The organism is Vagococcus sp., assembly GCF_036639995.1.
Taxonomy (GTDB): domain Bacteria; phylum Bacillota; class Bacilli; order Lactobacillales; family Vagococcaceae; genus Vagococcus.
Window position 1 is genome coordinate 1 of the sequence record NZ_JAVWHO010000003.1, and the last position, 21,490, is coordinate 21,490.

Annotated in this window: 20 protein-coding genes and 1 other annotated feature; of the genes, 14 read left to right on the top strand and 6 right to left on the bottom strand. The window is 32.7% G+C overall.

Features of this window, described 5'->3' with window-relative positions; genetic code table 11:
• The first annotated feature begins 127 nt into the window (after nt 1–127).
• Nucleotides 128–646, top strand: coding sequence for a GNAT family N-acetyltransferase (locus tag RR554_RS01930; protein ID WP_332462251.1), 519 nt, complete (start codon nt 128–130; stop codon nt 644–646).
• 44 nt (nt 647–690) lie between these two features.
• Here the strand turns inward: RR554_RS01930 and RR554_RS01935 are convergent, their stop codons facing one another.
• The 3 genes from RR554_RS01935 to RR554_RS01945 form a co-directional block, all read right to left on the bottom strand.
• A complete protein-coding gene (locus RR554_RS01935; protein ID WP_332467317.1) occupies nt 691–1,638 on the bottom strand; it encodes a LacI family DNA-binding transcriptional regulator in 948 nt (315 codons plus the stop codon).
• Nucleotides 1,639–1,648: 10 nt separating this feature from the next.
• The gene (locus RR554_RS01940; protein ID WP_332462253.1) at nt 1,649–1,951 is read right to left on the bottom strand and encodes a hypothetical protein; all 303 of its coding nucleotides are present in this window, start codon (nt 1,949–1,951) and stop codon (nt 1,649–1,651) included.
• Between the two features lie 176 nt (nt 1,952–2,127).
• Nucleotides 2,128–3,306 carry an FtsW/RodA/SpoVE family cell cycle protein gene (locus tag RR554_RS01945; RefSeq protein ID WP_332462254.1) on the bottom strand — a complete coding sequence of 393 codons (1,179 nt, stop codon included), beginning with the start codon at nt 3,304–3,306 and terminating at the stop codon, nt 2,128–2,130.
• A 211-nt stretch (nt 3,307–3,517) separates the two neighbouring features.
• Between RR554_RS01945 and RR554_RS01950 the strand changes: the two genes are divergently transcribed.
• The 3 genes from RR554_RS01950 to RR554_RS01960 all read left to right on the top strand — a co-directional run bounded on the left by RR554_RS01950 (nt 3,518) and on the right by RR554_RS01960 (nt 6,919).
• Complete coding sequence (locus RR554_RS01950) at nt 3,518–4,369, top strand: bifunctional 5,10-methylenetetrahydrofolate dehydrogenase/5,10-methenyltetrahydrofolate cyclohydrolase (RefSeq protein ID WP_332462255.1); 852 nt, start codon at nt 3,518–3,520, stop codon at nt 4,367–4,369.
• 21 nt (nt 4,370–4,390) lie between these two features.
• Complete coding sequence (locus tag RR554_RS01955) at nt 4,391–5,548, top strand: MFS transporter (protein WP_332467318.1); 1,158 nt, start codon at nt 4,391–4,393, stop codon at nt 5,546–5,548.
• Nucleotides 5,549–5,821: 273 nt separating this feature from the next.
• Nucleotides 5,822–6,919, top strand: coding sequence for a Glu/Leu/Phe/Val dehydrogenase dimerization domain-containing protein (locus RR554_RS01960; RefSeq protein WP_332462257.1), 1,098 nt, complete (start codon nt 5,822–5,824; stop codon nt 6,917–6,919).
• Nucleotides 6,920–6,937: 18 nt separating this feature from the next.
• On the opposite strand, the gene RR554_RS01965 is transcribed toward RR554_RS01960, so the two are convergent.
• Nucleotides 6,938–7,684 carry an HAD-IIB family hydrolase gene (locus RR554_RS01965; RefSeq protein ID WP_332467319.1) on the bottom strand — a complete coding sequence of 249 codons (747 nt, stop codon included), beginning with the start codon at nt 7,682–7,684 and terminating at the stop codon, nt 6,938–6,940.
• Nucleotides 7,685–7,874: 190 nt separating this feature from the next.
• Between RR554_RS01965 and RR554_RS01970 the strand changes: the two genes are divergently transcribed.
• The 5 genes from RR554_RS01970 (at nt 7,875) to fumC (ending at nt 15,271) form a co-directional block, all read left to right on the top strand.
• Nucleotides 7,875–10,187: a helix-turn-helix domain-containing protein gene (locus RR554_RS01970; protein ID WP_332462259.1), complete on the top strand. Its 2,313-nt coding sequence runs from the start codon at nt 7,875–7,877 to the stop codon at nt 10,185–10,187.
• 152 nt (nt 10,188–10,339) lie between these two features.
• Nucleotides 10,340–11,305, top strand: a complete 966-nt coding sequence (locus tag RR554_RS01975; RefSeq protein ID WP_332467320.1) for an asparaginase — start codon at nt 10,340–10,342, stop codon at nt 11,303–11,305.
• Between the two features lie 35 nt (nt 11,306–11,340).
• Entirely contained in the window at nt 11,341–12,708 is a 1,368-nt protein-coding gene (locus tag RR554_RS01980) for an aspartate ammonia-lyase (RefSeq protein ID WP_332462261.1), read from the top strand.
• A 19-nt stretch (nt 12,709–12,727) separates the two neighbouring features.
• A complete protein-coding gene (locus tag RR554_RS01985; RefSeq protein ID WP_332467322.1) occupies nt 12,728–13,915 on the top strand; it encodes an NAD(P)-dependent malic enzyme in 1,188 nt (395 codons plus the stop codon).
• A complete protein-coding gene (fumC, locus tag RR554_RS01990; protein WP_332462263.1) occupies nt 13,916–15,271 on the top strand; it encodes a class II fumarate hydratase in 1,356 nt (451 codons plus the stop codon).
• Between the two features lie 49 nt (nt 15,272–15,320).
• On the opposite strand, the gene trpS is transcribed toward fumC, so the two are convergent.
• Nucleotides 15,321–16,331 (bottom strand): tryptophan--tRNA ligase, encoded by a 1,011-nt coding sequence (gene trpS, locus RR554_RS01995; RefSeq protein WP_332467323.1) that lies wholly within the window; start codon nt 16,329–16,331, stop codon nt 15,321–15,323.
• A gap of 55 nt (nt 16,332–16,386) precedes the next feature.
• Nucleotides 16,387–16,600 (bottom strand) — a binding site (T-box leader).
• Nucleotides 16,601–16,739: 139 nt separating this feature from the next.
• Between trpS and RR554_RS02000 the strand changes: the two genes are divergently transcribed.
• Genes RR554_RS02000 through RR554_RS02010 form a run of 3 tightly spaced genes read left to right on the top strand, consistent with a single transcriptional unit; the run spans nt 16,740 to nt 18,728 of the window.
• Entirely contained in the window at nt 16,740–17,273 is a 534-nt protein-coding gene (locus RR554_RS02000) for a hypothetical protein (RefSeq protein WP_332467324.1), read from the top strand.
• Nucleotides 17,274–17,292: 19 nt separating this feature from the next.
• Nucleotides 17,293–18,081, top strand: a complete 789-nt coding sequence (locus RR554_RS02005) for a hypothetical protein (protein ID WP_332467325.1) — start codon at nt 17,293–17,295, stop codon at nt 18,079–18,081.
• Nucleotides 18,078–18,728 carry a DNA alkylation repair protein gene (locus tag RR554_RS02010; protein WP_332467326.1) on the top strand — a complete coding sequence of 217 codons (651 nt, stop codon included), beginning with the start codon at nt 18,078–18,080 and terminating at the stop codon, nt 18,726–18,728. The genes RR554_RS02005 and RR554_RS02010 overlap by 4 nt, the downstream gene beginning before the upstream one ends.
• Nucleotides 18,729–18,824: 96 nt before the next feature.
• Here RR554_RS02010 and RR554_RS02015 read toward each other — a convergent pair whose 3' ends face one another.
• Nucleotides 18,825–19,256 carry a GNAT family N-acetyltransferase gene (locus tag RR554_RS02015; protein WP_332467327.1) on the bottom strand — a complete coding sequence of 144 codons (432 nt, stop codon included), beginning with the start codon at nt 19,254–19,256 and terminating at the stop codon, nt 18,825–18,827.
• Nucleotides 19,257–19,389: 133 nt separating this feature from the next.
• Here RR554_RS02015 and rlmN point away from each other — a divergent pair, with 133 nt between their 5' ends.
• Both rlmN and RR554_RS02025 read left to right on the top strand, forming a co-directional pair.
• Nucleotides 19,390–20,451, top strand: a complete 1,062-nt coding sequence (gene rlmN, locus RR554_RS02020; RefSeq protein ID WP_332462386.1) for a 23S rRNA (adenine(2503)-C(2))-methyltransferase RlmN — start codon at nt 19,390–19,392, stop codon at nt 20,449–20,451.
• 311 nt (nt 20,452–20,762) lie between these two features.
• Nucleotides 20,763–21,485, top strand: coding sequence for a gamma-glutamyl-gamma-aminobutyrate hydrolase family protein (locus tag RR554_RS02025; RefSeq protein ID WP_332462387.1), 723 nt, complete (start codon nt 20,763–20,765; stop codon nt 21,483–21,485).
• Nucleotides 21,486–21,490: the final 5 nt, after the last annotated feature.

A 21,490-nucleotide genomic window follows, 5' to 3' on the forward strand; every position in this document is an offset into this window, starting at 1 on the left:
AAAGAAGGAAAAGTAGTTTTTGTTACTCCAAAAGTTAAATATGTTGATTTTAAAGGAAAAGAAGATAATGCACCTATTTAATGTGATATACTTTTAATTAAATTTAATCATTAAATTGGAGAAAAATATGGAAGATAGAGTTTATTTAAGAAAGTTAGAAGTAAGTGATGGAATTAACATGTATCTAGGTTATCAAGATAAAGATTTAACCTATTTAACAGGTACTGAATCTGATTTTTCTTTAGAGCAAATTGAAGGCCATATCCTTCATTGTCAAGGTGATGATTCACGGTATGATTTTGCGATTTGTTTAAAGGCAAGTGACGAAATGATTGGTGAACTTTCAGTTGTAGACATTGAGGTTGAAAATGAATCTGCAGCATTTAGAATATCAATGTTAAGTCTTCAGTTGACTGGGAAGGGTTACGGAACTGAAGCGATTAAATTAGTTGTTGATTTTGTTTTCAATAAGTTAAACCTTAATCGTTTGCAGCTAGAGGTTTATAGTCATAATCCTAAAGGAATTCGAGCATATGAAAAAGCAGGATTTGTTTATGAGGGAAGAAGAAGGCAAGTTCTAAAAATAAGAAATGAATTTTCAGATGAAATTATTATGGCTATACTAAAAGAAGATTATCTAAAATAAAAAACCTGGAGAGGATGAACGATTAGACGTCATCTTCCCAGGTTTTAACGTTTAATGAGAGAACAGCTCACAATCTCATGTTTTTTTGAATGACTTATTAAATGACGGACAGCTTTTTTTCCAACTTCTTTTAGATGGAAATCAACAGTGTCAATTGCTAATAGTTCACTAAATAATTGATTATCCTCTCCAAGTAGGTAAAAGTCCTTTCCCATAATTAAACCTGCTTTTTGACTAGCTTTAAAAAAGCCAGCAGCAACCTCATCACCATTAGCATAAATAATTAAAGGTTCTTTATGATAATTAAAAAGCCTTATCCCAAGTTGATATCCATCGTCGTAGGTAATCGTTCCAGCAAGAAATGCTGTTTCAACATCAACTTCAGGGAAATAGTGACTAAATACAGTCATTTTAAGTTCTGTACTATAGCTTTGTTGTTTATTTCGACTGACAGAAACAACTATTTTTTTAAATGATTTAAGTTTAGCTAAATAAGAAAAAACGGTATGATAAGTTTTTAAACGATCAGGATAGACAGAGGGGATGTCTGGTAATTTTGTCTTTTCGGTTGTAACAACAGGACCAAACTGACTTAATTCTTGCAAAAAAACATCATCTTGTGTCTTGGAAGTGACAATAATACCATCAACTGTCTTGTCTCTTAGTAGAGCATAATAGTCTTTTTCAAGGTTTTTATCAAAATAGGTTGGTAACAACATAATTTTTTTATCATGTAACGTTGCTTCTTCTAGAATACTTTCAATTAGTTGGTCATAACAGGAATTTCTTGTATACGGAACGACTAAACCAATGATGCCGCTTTGACCACTACTTAAATTAATAGCATTTTTATTAGGAACATAATCAATATCCTTCATGACTTTTAAAACTCGTTGACGTTTATCTTCAGCTACGTAAGGATGATTATTTATAACTCTAGAAACAGTAGAGGTGGAAACATTAGCTAACTTGGCAATTCTTCTAATACTCATAGAGACCTCCTTAATGAGTTAATACCGTTAATCTTTCTTCTAATATTTTACCAAAAATACTGATTGTTTGGTTCCCATATTCAACAAATTTGTAATGATTATCTTGGTAAGTGAAAGAAATCTGGTCGGTATCATAAATTGTTTTGGTATGAAAATTTTCTATATCTGATAGTGGAATAGATATATTCAATGGTTTTTTGCCATTTGTTCGATCACTTAACTTGATACATGAGTCATTTAAATCAATTGAAACAAAATAAAAGGTCAAATTCTCACAACTTTCAACTTCTACTAATCCATAAATATCAAACATAATGCATATCTCCCTTGCTTTTTATTATTAACTTATCCTAAAGGTAAACTATGAAACGCGTACCATAGCAAGTGAAATAATCAAAATAATTTATTATTAATGAAATTCTAATAATTGTTATCAAAAAAAGTTGCTAGTTCTCAATAAATTTGAGAATTAGCAACTTTTGTAATGGTTTAAGCTAACTGCATAAGTGAAGAGTAAACCCGATTTCTTTTTTCATCAGCACTAATATTTAAGACAAAACCAATCAAAATGGACAAGGTTAGTAAATTAGAGCCACCATAACTCATAAATGGAAATGGAACACCAGTCATTGGAATAACACCTAAAATACCACCTAAATTGACGAATACTTGAATTAAAATCGCTGCACCAACACCAATACATACCAATGAATTAAAGGAAGAACGAGCTTGAATACCAATAGCGAAAATTCTTAAAATTAGGAAAAATAAAAGGGCTAAAATCATGAGTGAGCGAATGAGACCTAACTCTTCCATTGTTACAGAAAAAATAAAGTCGGTTTCAGCAACGGGTAAAAATCCTTTTTTTTGAATACTTTGCCCAAGTCCTAACCCAAGAAAGCCACCGTTATAAATGGCGTAGTAGGAATTTACCAATTGAAAGCCATTGTTCATTTGATCTTCAAAAGGGTTTTTAACTACAGAAAAGCGTTCGTACACATGATGGTATCGATTAGGAATTAACCAGCCATCTCTAAAAAGAACAAGTCTTGTCATAATGAAACTAAAAACAAGAGTAATACTAAAACCACCTACCATGTAAAGGTAAGGAATTCCACTTGATAGAAGAATAATTAAGTAAATTAAGGTTAGAATTGCCGCCCCGCCAACGTTAGGTTGCGTAAAAACAAGTAAAATGAGTATTCCGATAATAATTGATGGTGCAAGTACCATCTCTTTAAAATGGGAATTGATCCGTTTTTGCCGCCTTGAAAAAATAAAAGCTGAATACAGAATAATGGTTATCATAATAAATTCAGAGGGTTGAATGCTGATAGGACCAATATTTATCCAGCGTTGAGCGCCACCAATTGTGTTACCCAAGCCTAAAACAGATGTTGAGAGTAGTAGAAGGGCAGACCCTATAATTGTCATTTTGTGAAACATTGGTTTTTGATAAAGACTTATTTTGGTTCGGTAAATTAAAATAATCATTAGGATAGAAACAACTAAAAATAACAGTTGCTTTGAAGCGATTGAGATAGAACTCAACCCTTTTTGGTCTAAATTATATGAACTGGCACTAAAAATCATAATAATACCAATAATATTTAAAATAATATAAGGAATTAATATTTTGAAATCAATGAATTTAAATTTGTTTAACATAAATTAAGAAACACTCCTCTCGGTCAAAATTTAGTTTAACATATTGAAATGTTTATGAGTAGTTTTTGCTAAATTTTATTTTCAATTAAAGGATATTTTAAAAAAAGCTTAAGAAATGATATTCATTTTTAATGAGAATAAACAAAAGTTGATTGAAATTCAGATGTTTATTCTCTATGATTGAGTTGACAAATAATAAGGAAGTGAAAAAATGGGACATATTATTAAAGGTAAAGATGTGGCTGAATTTTTTTTAGTAGATGTTAATTCTCAATTTCCAAAAGATAGTGCAAAGAAACCAAAGTTAGCTGTTTTAAGAGTTGGAAGTCATCCAAGTGAAATTTCTTATGAAAAGTCTGTCATTAGTAAATTAACGCCTCTAGGAATAGAGTGTGAGTCTTATGTTTATGATGAAAAAGTAGCGCAACAAGAATTTGATAATGAGTTTGATAAAGTGAACCTTAATCCTGATATACACGGGATACTACTTTTAAAACCATTACCAAAACATTTAACCCTTGATCATGTCATTAAAACGATTAATCCGTTGAAAGATGTGGATTGCATCGGAATGGTTAATATGGCAAAAATTTATCAAGAAGGACCAAAAGGCTTTATCCCTTGTACAGCAGAAGCTGTAATGGAGATTATGAAGTATGAAAATATTGAATTAAAAGGTAAATCAATTGTCATGGTTGGTTTTGGTATGGTAATAGGTCGTCCGTTAACATTATTGTTATTAGAAGCAGGTAGTACAGTGACCGTTTGTAATGAATTTACCAAAGATTTGAAAGAAGAAAGCTCAAGAGCAGACGTCTTAATTGTTGCTACAGGAGTAATTCATTTAATTAATGAAGAACATGTTAAAGAAAACGCAGTGGTTATTGATGTAGGAATAAACGTGGATAAAAAGGGGCGTTTAGTAGGTGACGTTAATTTTGATGATGTATTATCAAAAGCAAGTGGTGTAACTCCAGTACCAGGTGGCGTTGGAACTGTGACAACATATGTTTTAGCAAGTCATGTGATTAAAGCATTTGATAGGCAAGAAAAAAATAGTTAATTAGTTAGAAAGTTGGGTTATATGAATCAAAAGGTAAATAAAGCTACACCTTGGGTCGTTTTATCTATATCACTTATTTTAACAAGTGGTATGGCAATTAATGGAACGCTTCCTTTAATTAAGGAGGATTTATCCTTAACACAGACACAAAGTGAATTATTAGGAACGATTCCAAGTTTAACAGTACTTCTTTGTGTGTTGTTGTCAACATTTATCATTAAGAAAATAGGCATGAAAAAAACAGTTTTAATGGGTTTAATCCTAGTTGCCTTTGGAGGCACATTGCCAGTGTTAACACCAAATAGTTACCCAGTAATTCTAGCGTCAAGACTTATTTTAGGTGCCGGGCTTGGTTGTTATAACTCTTCAGCAGTTAATTATATTAATGAGTTATTTGAAGGAAAACAAAGAATGTCACTTTTAGGCATGAGAAACTCAATGGAGAGCATTGGTCAGATGGTTTTAACTTTTATATCAGGCTTACTGATTGTTTTAGGTTGGCAATACTCCTATTTGGTTTATTTATCTGCGATTCCAGTTGCAATTTTATTTTACTTTTTTGTTCCTGATGTTAAAAAGGAGAAAGTAAGTGAGAAAAAGGGGGCACGTATAACCTTTTTACCGATTATTTCTGTCTTATTTGCCTCAATTATGGTTATGAATAGTATTGCAATTGCAGTAAGATTCCCTGCTCTTGCAGTTGAATTAAAAGGAGCATCGTATAATACAAGTAATTTCTTAGCAATGATGCCGATACTGGGTATTGTTGCAGGATTTATGTTTCAATGGTTAACTTCTGTTTTGAAACATCGTATTCTTTATTTAGCCGTACTAATTAATACTTTTGCTAATTTTTTTATTGCACTCTCAAGTAATTCATTTACATTATTAGTTACCGGTTTACTTATCTCAAGTATTCCAGTTGCTTGGATTTTACCTTATTTATTTAATCATATCGAAGACATAGCAAGAGGAATGGATACAAGACTGTTAACATCTTTCATTTTTTTAGGATGTAATTTTGGGGTATTAATGGCACCGGTATTGATGAGAGCCATTGAAATGCTTGGTGGTGCTTCGGATTTATACTTTCCATTTGTATTTTTTACAGGAATGTTTGTCGTTTTGTTATTACTTTTGGTAACTATTTATAATAAAGTGGTAAAAAAGAGTAGCTAAAGTAGCTTGTTTAGTTTGTGAAAAAGATTCTAAGTCAAGTAACAGCGACTTTTTTAATATTAAACAACTAAATACTAATTTAAGAATGAGAAAGCTAAAGACCTAAAAGTCGAAGCTTCCTCATTTTTTTATTTATTAGATTAAATGAATATGAGAGATTCCTTATTTTCACAAAGAGAAATTGTGTGATGACACCCTTCATGTTAAGATGAAACCATAAAAAGCAAACGCTTTCTTTTTTAACAATCTACTTAATTAGAAGGAGGAATTTCCATGTATTTATTTGAAGAAATGTCACTTTATGATTATGAACAAGTTGTATTTTGTCAGGACAAAGCATCAGGATTAAAAGGTATTATTGCTATTCACGACACAACCTTAGGACCAGCTTTAGGTGGTTGTAGAATGTGGCCGTATGATTCTGAAGAAGAAGCTTTGCGAGATGTTTTAAGATTATCAAAAGGAATGACTTACAAAAATGCAGCAGCAGGACTTAACATAGGTGGCGGTAAATCCGTTATTATAGGAGATCCAAAAACTGATAAGAGTGAAGCCTTGTTTAGAGCAATGGGTAGATATGTTGAAAGTTTAAACGGTCGTTATATAATTGCTGAAGATGTTGGAACAACTGAACAAGACATGAATAACATGTATTTAGAAACTGACTTTGTAACTGGAAGTACAGCAAGAGCAGGTTCTTCTGGTAATCCAAGTCCTAAAACAGCTTTAGGTGTATATTATTCAATGAAACGAACAGCTAAGGAAGTGTTTGGAACAGATTCTTTAGAAGGCAAAGTTATTTCGGTTCAAGGAGTTGGTAATGTAGCTTACGAACTATGTCGTTTGATTAGAGAAGACGGTGGCGAGTTAATCGTTACTGATATTAATAAAGAAGCGGTACAGCGCGTTGTTGATAATTTAGGAGCAACAGCAGTTGGTATTGATGAAATATATGGTGTTGAGGCTGATATCTTCTCACCATGTGCTTTAGGTGCCATTTTAAACGATGAAACAATTCCTCAATTAAAGGTAAAAGCCGTATGTGGCTCTTCTAATAATCAATTAGCTGACGGTGAAAAACATGCCAAAATGTTAGAAGAAAGAGGCATTTTATATGCACCTGACTTTATTGTTAATAGCGGTGGGGTAATTGCTGTAGCTGATGAGTTAACAGGATATGATGAAGACCGTACGATTACAAAAGTTAAGAATGTTTACCATCAAATGGGACAAATTTTCGATATTGCTAAGGAACAAAAAATTTCAACTGTTCAAGCAGCAAATCACTTAGCAGAAGAAAGAATTAATCAAATGATGAGAGTTAGAAGAACTTTCTTACAATCTGAAAAATCATCTATTTGTAAAAGATAATTAAAAGCAGCTGAGACCTTAAAAAGTCTCAGCTACTTTTGTATATGATGTCATTAGTGTTTGAATCGTAGGAATCACTTCTTCTTTAGAAATCCACGTTGCATTTGGTACGTCTTTTATTAAATCACCAACAATAAAACTTTTCGTAGCTGCATGAAACATAGGTAAATCATTGGCGTCATTACCAAACATAATAAAGGGTTGATTAATACCAAGATGTTGATAACCGGTCCATTTTGAAACATTTCTAGGTGAAATATCAATTAATTCTTCATTAGCGTGAAAATGAACATTAATACCGACTGATTCAAGTGTTTTGATAATATGCTTGTCAGTCGTGAAAAGTACTGATTTAACAACTGATGTAAGTTCATTTAACGTCACAGATTTTGCCAGGTTAAGTGGATCAAGACCTTGATAAAGTGGATGGCTCGTATCTCCTTTATAAGAGTAGTTCCAATCGCTATCAACTAAGTAATCTAATTGATACTTTGTGATAACATCCATAATAGTGGCCACTTCTTTATCTGAAAAACAAGTAGTTCTAAGCTTATCATCTTTTCTAGTAAAGGCACCATTTCCACCGATTAAATCAAAAGAGTGAAAAGGTGTAGGTAAGACAGGAAGCATATCGCGAATAGGTCTTGCAGAGGCAAAAATGACATCTTCAACTTTATTTAAATCGCTAATAGCATTTGTCATTTCTTCGGTCATTTTCTTTCCTTCAAAAATTGTTGTGCCATCTAAATCAAATACAATGGGCATTTGGGTTCTCCTTTATGTAAATATTTTGAAGCAACTATACCTGAATGTGTTATCCATTTCAAGTTTTTTTGTTTTTTAAAATGAGAAAAATAAAAATTTGTTTGTATCTAAATTAAAAACCAATAAATAATATTGGAGTAATTTTCTTTTAACGTTATACTAGAGTTACCAAAAAAGAAGAGGGTTATAAATGGGAACATATCAGGCTTTATCAGTTAATTTGTTAGAAGTAAATTCATCGTTTTCTAAAAAAAATGAACGTCATTCTTTTAGTATCTTCTATGTTATTAAAGGAAAATTTTTTTGTCAGAAAACTGGAGAAGTTTTTGAGTTGTCTGAACAAGAATTTATAATTAATAATCGTCATGAAAATATTACCTTTAAACAAAATGCCAAGCAAAATGCACTTCTTCATTTAGAGTTCTATTTTTCAGAAGTCGAAAAATTGATAGGTGAAGACTGGCGTCCATTCTTTAGTGATGATCGCTTAGTTTATATTAATGAAGAAGATAAGCAAGTGTTAACTGAAAAAATTTTTCGCTTGGTTTTAGATGCCTCAAGCTATGGTACTAAAGGGCAGCCATTTACTAGTATGAATTATTTGTTCTCTTTCTTAGAACAATTAAATAAAATTGTTTTAATAGAGCAGCAAACAGAAACGAAAGATTTATTTCTTGTAAGTGAGCATCCAAAAGTTACGGCTGTCATCGAGTATGTGGAAGAATTTTATAACCGCCGGATATCTTTACAGGAAGTGGCTAAAAAGGAATTTTTATCAGAGGCCTATCTTTCAAGGTTATTTAAAGAAGAAACGGGAATTAATTTTTCTGAATATGTGGATTCTATTCGAATGAAACACGCTGTTGAAGAATTACGAAGCTCCTACTTACCAATTTTGACGATTGCTTTAAATAGTGGTTTCTCAACAGGAAAACGTTTTTCGAAATTATTTAAAGAAAAATATCAAATGACCCCAAATGAATACCGGAAAAAAGCTTTTAATGACAAAAAATCTCATTCCTCATTATCAACTAAGAAAGATGATTATAAAGTGATTCCAGAAGACGAAATGATCCAAATCATTGCTCAGTTTATGCTGAATGAAGACATAAAAAATAATCCAGATGAGTTACCAACGCAGTACCATTTAAATGTTAAAGAAAGTCAAACACAGTTACTAATAAAACCTGAAAAAATAATAAATATTGGGCAAGCAGACCACGGAATTTCAGAAGATGTTCGGTATCAAATTAGGCTTCTTCAAGAAAAAATATCTTTTGAGTATATTCGTTTTTTTGGTTTATGTGATGAAGTAGATCAGAGTCATTACATTATCAAAGATAAACATGTTAATAATCATCGTTTGTTTAGTTTTATGAACGAAATGCGGTTAAAGCCAATTATTGTTCTTGAGATTAAAGAAAAAATGACGTTCAAGGAATGGCAAAAAGAGCTGCGTTATTTGAGGAAGGTTATTCAAGGTTATGTTCATTTTGAGGCAAGTTTTAAATCAGGTTGGTTTTTAGAAATAAAATTGCCAAAAGACTGTGATGTTGCTAGTTACATTTCCTACTATGATTATGCGTATGATTTTTTATATAACAATTTTACAACAGGACAGATTGGTTTAACCGTTGCTCATCATGATTTAAGTGGGTTTAAGAAATTATATGAGAGCCATCAATTTAATCGAAATTATCCTAATTTTATTTCATTTAATTACCATGATGATATTGTCAAAACTAAGCGTCATGAGTCTGAGCATTTGGAATTTATCGAAGGCTTGGATAGTTTAATCAATTGGTTGAAACAACAAGAGAATGTAGATGTTCCAAAAATACTGGTTACTGAATGGAATATTATTGCAAGTCATACTCACGTGTTAAGTGGTACGTTCTTCCGCTCAGGAATTGTCATGAAATCGCTTATCCAAATGTCATCAAGAGTTCAAGGTGTTGGTTTTTGGCTTAATTTGGAAAGTGAGGGGTGTGTGAAAGAGAATCGGCAAGAATCTAGTTTATCTATTTTCCTTCATGGACCACTCAGAAGACCTTTATTTTTTGTCCTAACTTTATTTGAAAGAGTGGGAGATGAAATTATCAAAGAAACGGATAATTATATTTTAACGAAACGTTTTAATTCTTATTACCTACTCTTTTACAATTATTACTACTTAAATCCAGCAGATACAGCATATAATAATCTTTGGAAAACGTCTCAAAGAGAGGCTGTATTTAATTTTTCGCAACTAAAAAAGGGCACGTACTTTATTAAACAGTTTTTACTTGATAGCAATCACGGGGGAATTTACAATCAATGGTTAAAAGCAGGCGGAACAATTGAAATGGATACAGATGTTCAGGAGTATTTACTTCAATCTGTAGTCCCTGATTTTCAAATGAAGCAATTAGAGATTGCTGATGGTCAACTTGAAGAACATATTTTTCTAGAAATTAATGCTTGCTATTTATTAATTTTAAACCGAATTGCTGAAAGTGAATGAAAAGGTCAAAAATATACCCTTTGATTTTGACTTTTTGAAAGAATACTTACTAAATAAGTAAATATGAACCATACAAATAATAAAATACTACACGACAAAAATTTGAAAAAAATTTATGATTAATGTGTGGAAACGTTAAGATGAGGTGCGCAATGAAAAAAGTATTGGTGTTACATACAGGCGGAACAATTTCAATGACTCAAGAAGAAGATGGTGCAGTAGGATTATCTGCTCATCATCCATTAAGTCAAACAAGAAGTGTGGTGCCAAAAGATATCGACGTGACAGTGGAAGAGATTTTTAACTTACCATCTCCCCACATCACACCTAATGAGATGCTTGTTATAAAAAACAGAATTGAATTAGCCCAAAAACAAAGCTATGACGGTGTTGTTATCACGCATGGAACAGATACTTTAGAAGAGACTGCTTACTTTTTAGATATCTCTTTTAAAAAAGAAATTTCAGTTGTTTTAACAGGTGCCATGCGCTCAAGTAATGAGATTGGTGCTGATGGGTTATACAATTATGTTCAAGCAATTATTACAGCAGCAGATGAAAAATCAACGAACCAAGGCGTTCTTGTAGTGATGAATGATGAAATTCATGCTGGAAGATTTGTGACTAAAACCCATACAACAAGTGTGGATACCTTTAGGACACCAACATTTGGTCCGATTGGGATTTTATCAAAACGACAAGTTATCTACTTAAAAGATGTGGTTGATCACAATGCATTACCGATTAGTAGTGTTGAAGGCAAAGTGATTTTACTTAAAGCTTACGCTGGAATGGATGCCATGTTATTCGATGTTTTAAAAGAAGCACAAGTAGATGGTGTTGTGATTGAAGCACTAGGTGCTGGAAATTTACCCCCTCAAGTTCTTTTAAGTTTGAAGGAATTAATTGATGCGGGAATCCCAGTTTCCCTTGTTTCAAGATGCTCAAACGGAATTGCTCAAGATATTTATGATTACGAAGGAGGAGGAATTCCACTTCGTAAAATGGGCGTTATGTTTGTCCAAGGATTAACAGGTCCTAAAGCCAGATTGCGCATGTTAGTTGGCTTAAATGCACGTTTATCACATCATGAGTTTCGTCAGTTTATGACAGAATAAAACGACTAAAACAACTATAGAAGGGAATTATTAACATGATGTATCGTACGGAAAAAGACAGCGTTGGAGAGTTAGAAATACCAGTTGAAAGCTATTATGGGGTTCATTCTTTACGAGCTAAAATGAATTTTCCGATTACTAATCAACAATTAGATCCAGAATTTATCGTTAGTTTGGCACAAATAAAAAAAGCAATGGCTCTTGCTAATCACCAATTAGGTTTATTACCTGACGACAAAACAAAAGCGATTGTCCAAGCAGCAGATGAAATTATTGCAGGTAAATTCCATGATCAATTTATTGTAGATCCTATTCAGGGTGGAGCTGGAACAAGTAGTAACATGAATGTTAACGAAGTAATTACCAACCGTGCTATTGAAATTTTAGGCGGTCAAAAAGGTGATTTTTCAGTTGTTCATCCAAACGATGATGTTAATAAAGGCCAATCAACCAATGATGTTTACCCGACAGCTGGTAAATTAACTATGTTGAAAAAAATGCCACTTCTAGAAGCTGAATTAGAACGATTAAGTGATGTGTTTGAAGAAAAAGCAATGGAATTTAAAGATATATTAAAACTTGGAAGAACACAGTTAAGTGACGCTGTACCTATCACATTAGGACAAGAATTTCATGCGTATTACTCAGTAACCAAAAGAAATTTACGTCGGTTGAAACATGTCCGTGAAGAAATGCAAATGATTAATTTAGGTGGAACAGCTATTGGTACAGGAATCACTGCCCATCCTGAATTATCTAAAACAGTGTTACCATTTTTAAATGAGATAACTGATGAAAATTTAGACATTGCAGAAGATTTAGTAGATGGCACTCAAAATATCGAGCAATATGTTATTTTGTCAGATGTGTTAAAATCTGTTGCTATCTCTCTATCAAAAATCTCAAATGATATTCGGTTATTATCATCAGGTCCTAACTCTGGGATTGGTGAAATTAGAATACCAGCTAGACAAAATGGTTCATCGATTATGCCAGGTAAAATTAACCCAGTTATTCCAGAAGTGATGACTCAGTGTTCATTTGTTGTTATGGGAAATAATACAATCATTGGCTCTGCAGCTGAAGCTGGTCAATTAGAATTGAATGCCTTTGAACCAGTTGTGTTCTATAAATTGTTGGAATCATTCCAAGTTTTAACTAACGGAATTGCAACGTTTATCGACCATTGTGTGGCTGGTATTGAAGCAAATGAGAAAAAATGCCATGATAATCTTGAAAAGAGTACCTATTTAGCTACTGTTTTATCAGAAACAATTGGTTATACCAGAGCTGCTGAAATTGCTAAGGTAAGTCTTGAAACAGGTCGAACAATTCGTGATATTGCAGAATCTGAAGGTATCAGTGTACAGTCACAAGAAAAAGTTAAAGCAACAATAAGATAGATTGAAAGAGGTCAGAAAATTGGATGTTAGTAAACAGGCTTTAAAAATTCATGAAGAAAATCATGGGAAATTAGAAATAAAAAGTAAATTAAGAGTCCAAACAAGAGAAGAACTAGCCCTAGCCTATACACCAGGCGTGGCAGAACCTTGTAAAAAAATTGCTGAAAACCCGGAAGATAGTTATAAATATACGTCTCGTGGTAATTTAGTAGCTGTTATTTCAGATGGAACGGCAGTTCTTGGTTTAGGAAATATTGGACCAAAAGCTGCAATGCCTGTAATGGAAGGTAAATCAATTTTATTTAAAGAATTTGCAGGAATTGATTCTTATCCGTTAGTTGTGGATGAGACAGACACTGAAAAACTAATTGAAATCATTACATCATTACAAGGAAGTTTTGGTGGTATTAATTTAGAAGATATCTCAGCACCAAGATGTTTTGAAATTGAAAAAAGGTTGAAAGAAACGCTTGAAATTCCAGTGTTTCATGACGATCAACACGGAACAGCAATTGTTGTTGCTTCTGGGATAATTAATAGCTTGAAAATAGTTAAAAAAGAGTTCTCTAACATCAAAGTGGTTCTAAACGGACCTGGTGCAGCTGGTACTGCAATTATCAAGTTGCTTCAAGAGCTTGGTGTTAAAAACATTATTGCTTGTGATGAGCATGGGATTTTATCTCCAGGTCGTCATCACTTAACAGATGAACATAAAAAAGATTTAGCTGAGACAACTAATCCAAATCATGTAACTGGTGGTTTAAAAGATGCGATTGTTGATGCAGATGTGTTTGTCGGAGTTTCTGTTGCAGGGGCTTTAAGTCCTGAGATGGTTGAAACGATGGCAAGTGACCCGATTGTGTTTGCTATGGCTAACCCCGTTCCTGAAATCATGTATGAAGATGCTATAAAAGCAGGTGTTAAAGTAATGGGAACAGGCCGTTCTGATTTTCCAAACCAAATCAATAACGTTCTAGCATTCCCAGGTATTTTTAAAGGAGCATTAGAAGTTAGGGCGAGTCAAATTAATGAAGAGATGAAAAAAGCAGCTGCATATGCGATTGCTGGCTTGATTTCTGAAGAAGAATTAAATCATGAATATGTTATTCCAGATGCTTTTGATAAACGAGTTGTAACAGCTGTATCAGAAGCAGTAAAAGAAGCAGCCAAAAAAACTGGAGTAGCAAGAATTACTGGAGGAAATTAAATGACTTATCGAATTGAAAAAGATTCTCTTGGTGAAGTTAAGGTTCCAATTAATCATAAGTGGGGCGCGCAAACGGAAAGAAGTAGACAAAATTTTCAAATCGGCAAATCAACAATGCCTCTGTCGGTTGTCTATGGATTAGTTGAAATCAAACGAGCAGCCGCAGTGATTAATCATGCGTTAGGTAAATTACCATCTGAAAAAAAAGAGGTCATAGTTACTGTTTGTGATGAAATTCTTTCAGGTAAATGGGATGATGAATTTCCGTTAAAAATTTACCAAACAGGTAGCGGAACGCAAAGTAATATGAATTCTAACGAAGTCATTGCTCATTTATGCCAAGAAAAGGGAGTTAATATTCACCCAAATGATGATGTGAATATGTCTCAGAGTTCTAATGATACTTTCCCAACAGCGATGCATATTGGTGCTGTAGTGGAGCTTGCTCCTTTATTTGTCGAATTAGATCAGTGGCTTGATATTCTAAATGAGTTAGAAAAAACAAACAAAGATATTATTAAAATTGGTCGGACACATTTACAAGATGCGACACCGTTAACATTTGGTCAAGAAATCAGCGGTTGGAAAATGATGATTATTAAAGCAAAAGAATTCTTAAAAACAAGTAGTGAGTCGCTCCATTGCTTAACAATTGGTGGAACAGCCGTTGGAACTGGTTTAAATGCACCAGAAGGATTTGATGTTGCCATGGCAAAAGAAATTGCTAATCACACAGGTTTTCCTTTTAAAACAGAAGAAAATAAATTTTATGGTTTGACAAGTCATTCTGGCCTATCATTTACTCACGGTGCTATGAGAGCTTTAGCAGGTGATTTAATGAAAATAGCCAATGATGTTCGTTGGCTAGCAAGTGGACCAAGAGCTGGTTTAGGTGAAATTAATATCCCTGAAAACGAACCAGGTAGCTCCATTATGCCGGGTAAAGTTAATCCAACTCAAGCAGAAGCTTTAACAATGGTTGCTTGCCAAGTGATGGGAAATGATACCACGATACAAGTAGCAAGTAGCCAAGGTAATTTTGAGTTAAATGTTTACAAACCAGTGATTATTGCCAACTTTTTGGAAAGTGTTGAATTATTAACTGAAGCGATGCTCTCATTTAGAATCCATTGTTTAAATGGATTAGAAGCTAATGTTGAGTCAATGACACAAGGAGTGGAAAATTCTTTAATGCTTGTAACAGCCTTAAGTCCTCATATTGGGTATGAAAAGTGTGCGGAAGTCGCTAAACTAGCTCATAAAGAAAAGCTCTCTTTAGAAGAAGCGGTCTTAAAATTAAACTACGCCACTCTTGAAGAATTTCGTAAGTGGGTAAAACCTGAGACAATGGTGTAATGGTATAAGGAAGAGGTGGACTGTTTACATCCACCTCTATTTATTTTGTTTAAAAATAATTTATTCCCATAGCGTGTTTTACTTCATCTAAAGTTTTTGTTGCTCGTTTTTCAGCAGTCAAGCTACCTTGTTTCAAGATATCTAAAAGATAACTTTCTTCTGATTCAAGTTTTTGGCGTTCTGTTCTAATTGGGAGAAGAATATCTTGTAAAATATCATTTAAATAGTTTTTAATTTTAACATCTCCAAGGCCACCATTTCGGTAGTGTTCTTTTAATGCGACAACTTCCGTTTTGTCAGGGGCAAAAATATCTAAATACTCAAAAACCATGTTTCCCTCGACTTGTCCTGGATCGTTTACGTGGATATGATTTGGGTCAGTGTACATACTCATAATTTTTTTCTTAATCGTTGCTTCATCATCTGACAAGTAGATGCCATTATTTAAAGATTTACTCATTTTACCTTGACCATCAATTCCTTTTAATCGTTCTTGTTTTTTAGATGGAAGGACGATTTCTGGTTCAACTAAAACATTGGTATTATAGATACGATTAAAGCTTCTAACAATTTCTTTTGTCTGCTCAAGCATAGGTAATTGGTCACCGCCAACAGGAACGTGAGTCGCTTTAAAGGCTGTAATGTCAGCGGCTTGACTTACTGGATAAGTTAAAAATCCAGCAGGTAAACTTGTTTCAAAATTCTTTTCTTTCATTTCTGATTTCACAGTTGGGTTGCGATACAATCTAGAAACTGTGACTAAATTTAAATAATACATCATTAATTCTGATAATTGAGGGATTTTTGATTGAATGAAAATAGTCGATTGGTCTGGATTAATTCCAACTGCCAGATAATCAAGTAAAACTTCTTTCACACTTTTTTGAATTTTTAATGGATTATCAGCATTATCTGTTAGTGCTTGTTGATCTGCAATCATAATAAATTGGTTGGTATCATTTTTTGTTTGAATAGTGACCCGATTTTGCAGTGAGCCAACGAAATGGCCTAAATGTAATTTTCCTGTAGGTCTGTCTCCTGTTAAATATATAGCTGTCATTATAGTTCCTCCTTAAAATAAAAAAATCACCCTCTAGTAAGCAAAAAAATGCCTACTAGAGGGTGAAAAATATCACGGTACCACCTCAAAATTAACTTTTGTAGTTAAACTACCCTGATAACGCATGGTTGCGAATATTTCTAATCATGTTTCACTTTCAAAATATCATTTAAAAGTCCATTCCAATTTTAGTTGTTGCTAATTTTCACCTACCATTAGCTCTCTTAAAACATTTCTAAAGTTGTACTTGTCTTTATCATTAATTTCTTTTATTGCTATAAAGTATAGACTTGAAATTAGAAAAATGCAACTATACTTTTTTATCATTTCGTGTCTATCAATAGAGTTGCTTATCGAAAAAATGTGTGTTAATTTTTTAATATGACAAAATAAGAAAGTAGTGTGTGTATGGAAAAAGTGAAGGAGAAAAATATCGTTAGCCTTTTAATGGGTCTGATTTTTTTCTTTCTAGCATGTTGGGGTTTATTTAATGTATCAAGTGTCCTTAACAGTATGATGGGTATTATCATTATTGTCTGTTTATTAAAAGCTAGCACGAGTTTTTTTACAAGAAAAACGCAAAAAAATCTATCATCTCAGTCTGTCGTGTGGTTAAAAACAAGTAGTTTGCTAGATGTGATGTTTGCACTGTTATTATTAATTAATTTAAAGGTCAGATTACTTGAAGGTGCCTTTATTGGGTTTATGTTTGGAATTTGGGTTATTACTGATTCAATCACTCGCCTAATGATGTTTAAGCAAGAAAAAAATAATCAGGATAAATGGCAATGGCTGTCAAAATTAAGCCTCCTTGTTGGTATAGTTTTAGGTATAGGAATGTTGTTTAGTTCGTGGCAGTCAGAGACAGGTGTTTCGTTTATGATTGTTGGTTATTTTTTACTACTTTCCATTTTTAAATTTTTGGAAGGTCTGACAAATTAATGTTTTAGGGGATTGATTTATGAAAATTAACGGAAAGTTTGAACTAAGTATTTATTTTTTCTTGAGACTATTTGTTTTAATCACATTAATTAGACAAATTATGCTCGATAATTGGGGCAGTGTTTTTATTTGCATTCTTACCCTTATTTTATTTTTTATTCCAAGTATTATTGAAAGACAAATGGGTATTAGGTTGCCTAAAACACTTGAGGCAATCATTTTACTCTTCATATTTGCTGCAGAAATTTTAGGTGAAATTATGAATTTCTACGGAACCGTTCCTCATTGGGACACCATGCTTCATACTATTAATGGCTTTTTAGCTGCAGCAATTGGTTTTTCTTTAATTGATATTTTAAATGAACATGAAAAATTTTCATTTAAGTTGTCACCGTTTTTTGTTGCAATGGTGGCTTTTTGCTTTTCAATGACAATTGGTGTGTTGTGGGAGTTTTTTGAATTTGCTGGTGATCAGTGGTTGAATCTAGATATGCAAAAGGACCGAGTTGTTCAAAAAATTTCAAGTGTTGAATTAGAACCTGAAGGAAAAAATATTCCTGTGATTATTGATAATATTCAGAAAACGGAAATTCATTCCATTGATTCAAACGGAAAACCTTTAACAACAACAATTGAAGGTGGCTATCTTGAGTTAGGAATTATTGATACGATGAAAGATTTAATTGTCAACTTTATTGGGGCAGTTGTTTTTTCTATTTTTGGTTTACTCTATATAAAAAATAGGGATAAATACCAATTTGCAGGTCGATTTATTCCAGTAAGAGATGAAGGAGATGAAAAAGGATGAGACTAAATGAGCTTCATTTGAGCGGCTCTTTAGAAAATAAAGGGCCTATGGAAAGTTATATGAAAAATCATTTTACTTTTCTTGGCATCAAATCACCAGATAGAAAAAGACAAAGCAAAGACTTTATTAAAGCGAGTAAGCAGATGCCTTTAAGTGAGTTATTTAAATTAACAAAAGAGATGTATAACAAAAGCGAACGAGAATATCAGTACATCGCAATTGATATGATTGAAGCTAATGTGAAACGACTTGATTGGGAAGAGTTAAAAAAGTACAGTGTATTTGTTCAAGATAAGTCATGGTGGGATAGTACAGATGCTTGGCGAAAAGTTTTTGGCTTGCATCTTTTAAGATGTCCTGCTGATAAAGACCGTGTTTTTCACCATTTTTATCAGCATGAGAATATGTGGATGAGACGTATTTCGATTATTCTTCAGCTGAATGAAAAAGAAAATACGAGTACCACACTTTTAGAATTAGCTATTTTAAATGACATAAATACTCAGGAATTTTTTATTCAAAAAGCCATTGGTTGGTCACTAAGACAATACGGTAAAGTCAACAGTCAATGGGTGATTGATTTTACTAATAAACAGAACTTGACGTCATTTGCTAAAAAAGAAGCTTTAAAATTAATTAATCAATAAAAAAACAAGTCATTACTAGAAAAAGAGACTTTGGCATCCCAAATTTGGCTATCGCGAATTGGAATACCAAGGTCTCTTTTTTTATAAACGGTTTTATTATTTATGTTTATCATTGCATAAATTCTTCGTAAAGAAATGTTCAGTTCCTGTGATTGGGTAGTTTTTTCTGACAAAAATTTCTTCGTAACCAAATTTAGGATAATAGTCTTTTCCTTGAAAGCCAAAGGTAGTTAAAAAAACATGAGAACAATTTTTTTCGCGAGCTAAATCTTCTGCTTGCGTTAATAATTTTATTCCTAATTGTTGGTTTCGATAATTTTCATCGATTACCAAGTAGTCAATATTTAACCACTGACCAAAAATTTCGCCACTAATACCACCAATTAATTGTTTTTCGTCATCTTTAATAAAAATCGCAAATTCTTCAATCTTATCAGTTTCAAATCTAGGAAGATTGAACGTTACGAGTAAATCTCGTAATTCTTTAACAGACGCATCACTTGGATTAAATACTTTTTCAAATTTCATATCAAAAACCTCCTTAAAAAAACTATTTTACCATTTTTTTTAGGATTTAGTTAAAATATTTAGGTTAGTCATTGCAAAGATTTTATGAATGTTCTATAGTGATTGAGTGTACAAACTTGAGAAAGTAGGAGAAATAATGAAACCATCAATTTATGGGTTAACTCAAGATGAATTAAGTCAATGGTTAGTAGATAACGGTGAAAAGAAATTTAGAACAAGTCAAATTTGGGATTGGTTATATCAAAAAAGGGTATCAAACTTTAGTGAAATGAAGAACATCTCAAAAGGCTTATTAGAAAAATTGGAGGAAGAATTTACGATTAATCCTCTAAAGCAAATGGTTGTTCAAGAGTCAAATGATGGAACAGTGAAATATTTATTCGAATTAGAAGATAATCACATGATTGAAACAGTTTTAATGCGTCAAAAATATGGTTTATCTGTTTGTGTAACGACTCAAATAGGTTGTAATATTGGCTGCTCTTTCTGTGCAAGTGGCTTGCTTAAAAAGCAACGTAATTTAACAGCGGGTGAAATTGTGGCCCAAATCATGCAAGTTCAACATTATTTTGATGAACAAGGTGAAGATGAAAGAGTTAGTCATATTGTAGTGATGGGAATTGGTGAACCATTTGATAATTATGATAATGTGATGAACTTCTTACATATTATGAATGATCCTAAAGGTTTAGCGATTGGAGCAAGACACATGACAGTATCGACAAGTGGCTTAGTTCCAAAAATCAAAAAATTTGCAACTAACGGCATGCAGGTTAATCTGGCTATTTCTCTACATGCACCAAATAACGATGTCCGCACATCAATGATGGTTATTAATAAAGCATATCCACTGGAGAAATTAATGGATGCTGTTGATTTTTATATCGAAGAAACCAATCGACGTGTGACGTTTGAGTATATTATGTTATCTCACGTTAATGACCGAGTAGAGCACGCCCAACAGTTAGCAGATTTATTGAAGGATAAGAAAAAGTTAACTTATGTCAATTTAATTCCTTATAACCCTGTAAGCGAACATGATAATTACCAAAGAAGTACAAAAGAAGATATTTTAGCTTTTTATGATGTTCTGAAAAAAAATAACATCAATTGTGTGGTGCGTCAGGAATTTGGTACGGATATTGATGCAGCATGTGGTCAACTAAGAAGTAAACAAATGAAGAAAAAAGCATAATGAAGCAGACTTGGATTTTCCAAGTCTGTTTTTTTATGAGATAACTTCATTGACTTAATGTAAGTAATTTGTTAGTATTTTTTCAATACATTAAAAGTAAATGAAAAAATTCTCATTATTTATTTTAATGATAACAACTAAAAGGGGTGGTAAGTTTGAAAAAGATGACTATTTTACTGTTTTTATCGATCTTTATGAGTCGTCTGTATTTAAAATTTAATAACGATTCTTCTCAAGAATTGGAGGACCACCAGTGTTGTTGTTATTAAAAACCTTAACCAAATAATAATGATGAGGAATTAATAATAATGATAAGAAAAACAATAATCGGTATTTCGGCAAATGAAACAGAAGATTCTGGTGAAAAACTACACCATATGCCAATCAACTATTTACCACAAGGTTATGTTAAAGGGGTTCAAATAGCTGGAGGATTACCCATTTTATTACCAATTGGTACAAAAGAGGATGCCAAATTATATATTGATCAAATTGATAAGTTAATATTAACAGGTGGACAAAATGTTGATCCAAAATGGTATCAACAAAAACCGGAATTTGATGCTAACTTAATGCTAACAAAAAGAGATGAATTTGAATTGGCGCTGATTGAAGAATCTCTTAAACAGAAAAAACCAATTTTTGCAGTTTGCCGAGGAATGCAGCTTTTAAATGTTGCACTTGGAGGAACTCTTTATCAAGATTTAAGTAAAAGACAACCAGAAACTGTTATTCACATGCAAGACCCTGTCAGAAGACAAGTAGCAACACATAGTATTAGAACAAAAGAAAACAGCCAATTAGAAGGTGTTTACGGAAGAAAAGCAATGGTCAACTCTTTTCATTTTCAATCTGTTAAAGACTTAGGTAAGGGGCTACAAATAACTGCACTAAGTGAAGATGATATCATTGAAGGTTTTGAAAGTATTGAGCAAGGACAACGACTCCTTGGCATTCAGTGGCACCCAGATTTTGCTTATGAAGAATTAAAACAAGAACGTCAAATGTTTCGTTTTGTGGTCAATGAATTATAAGGAGG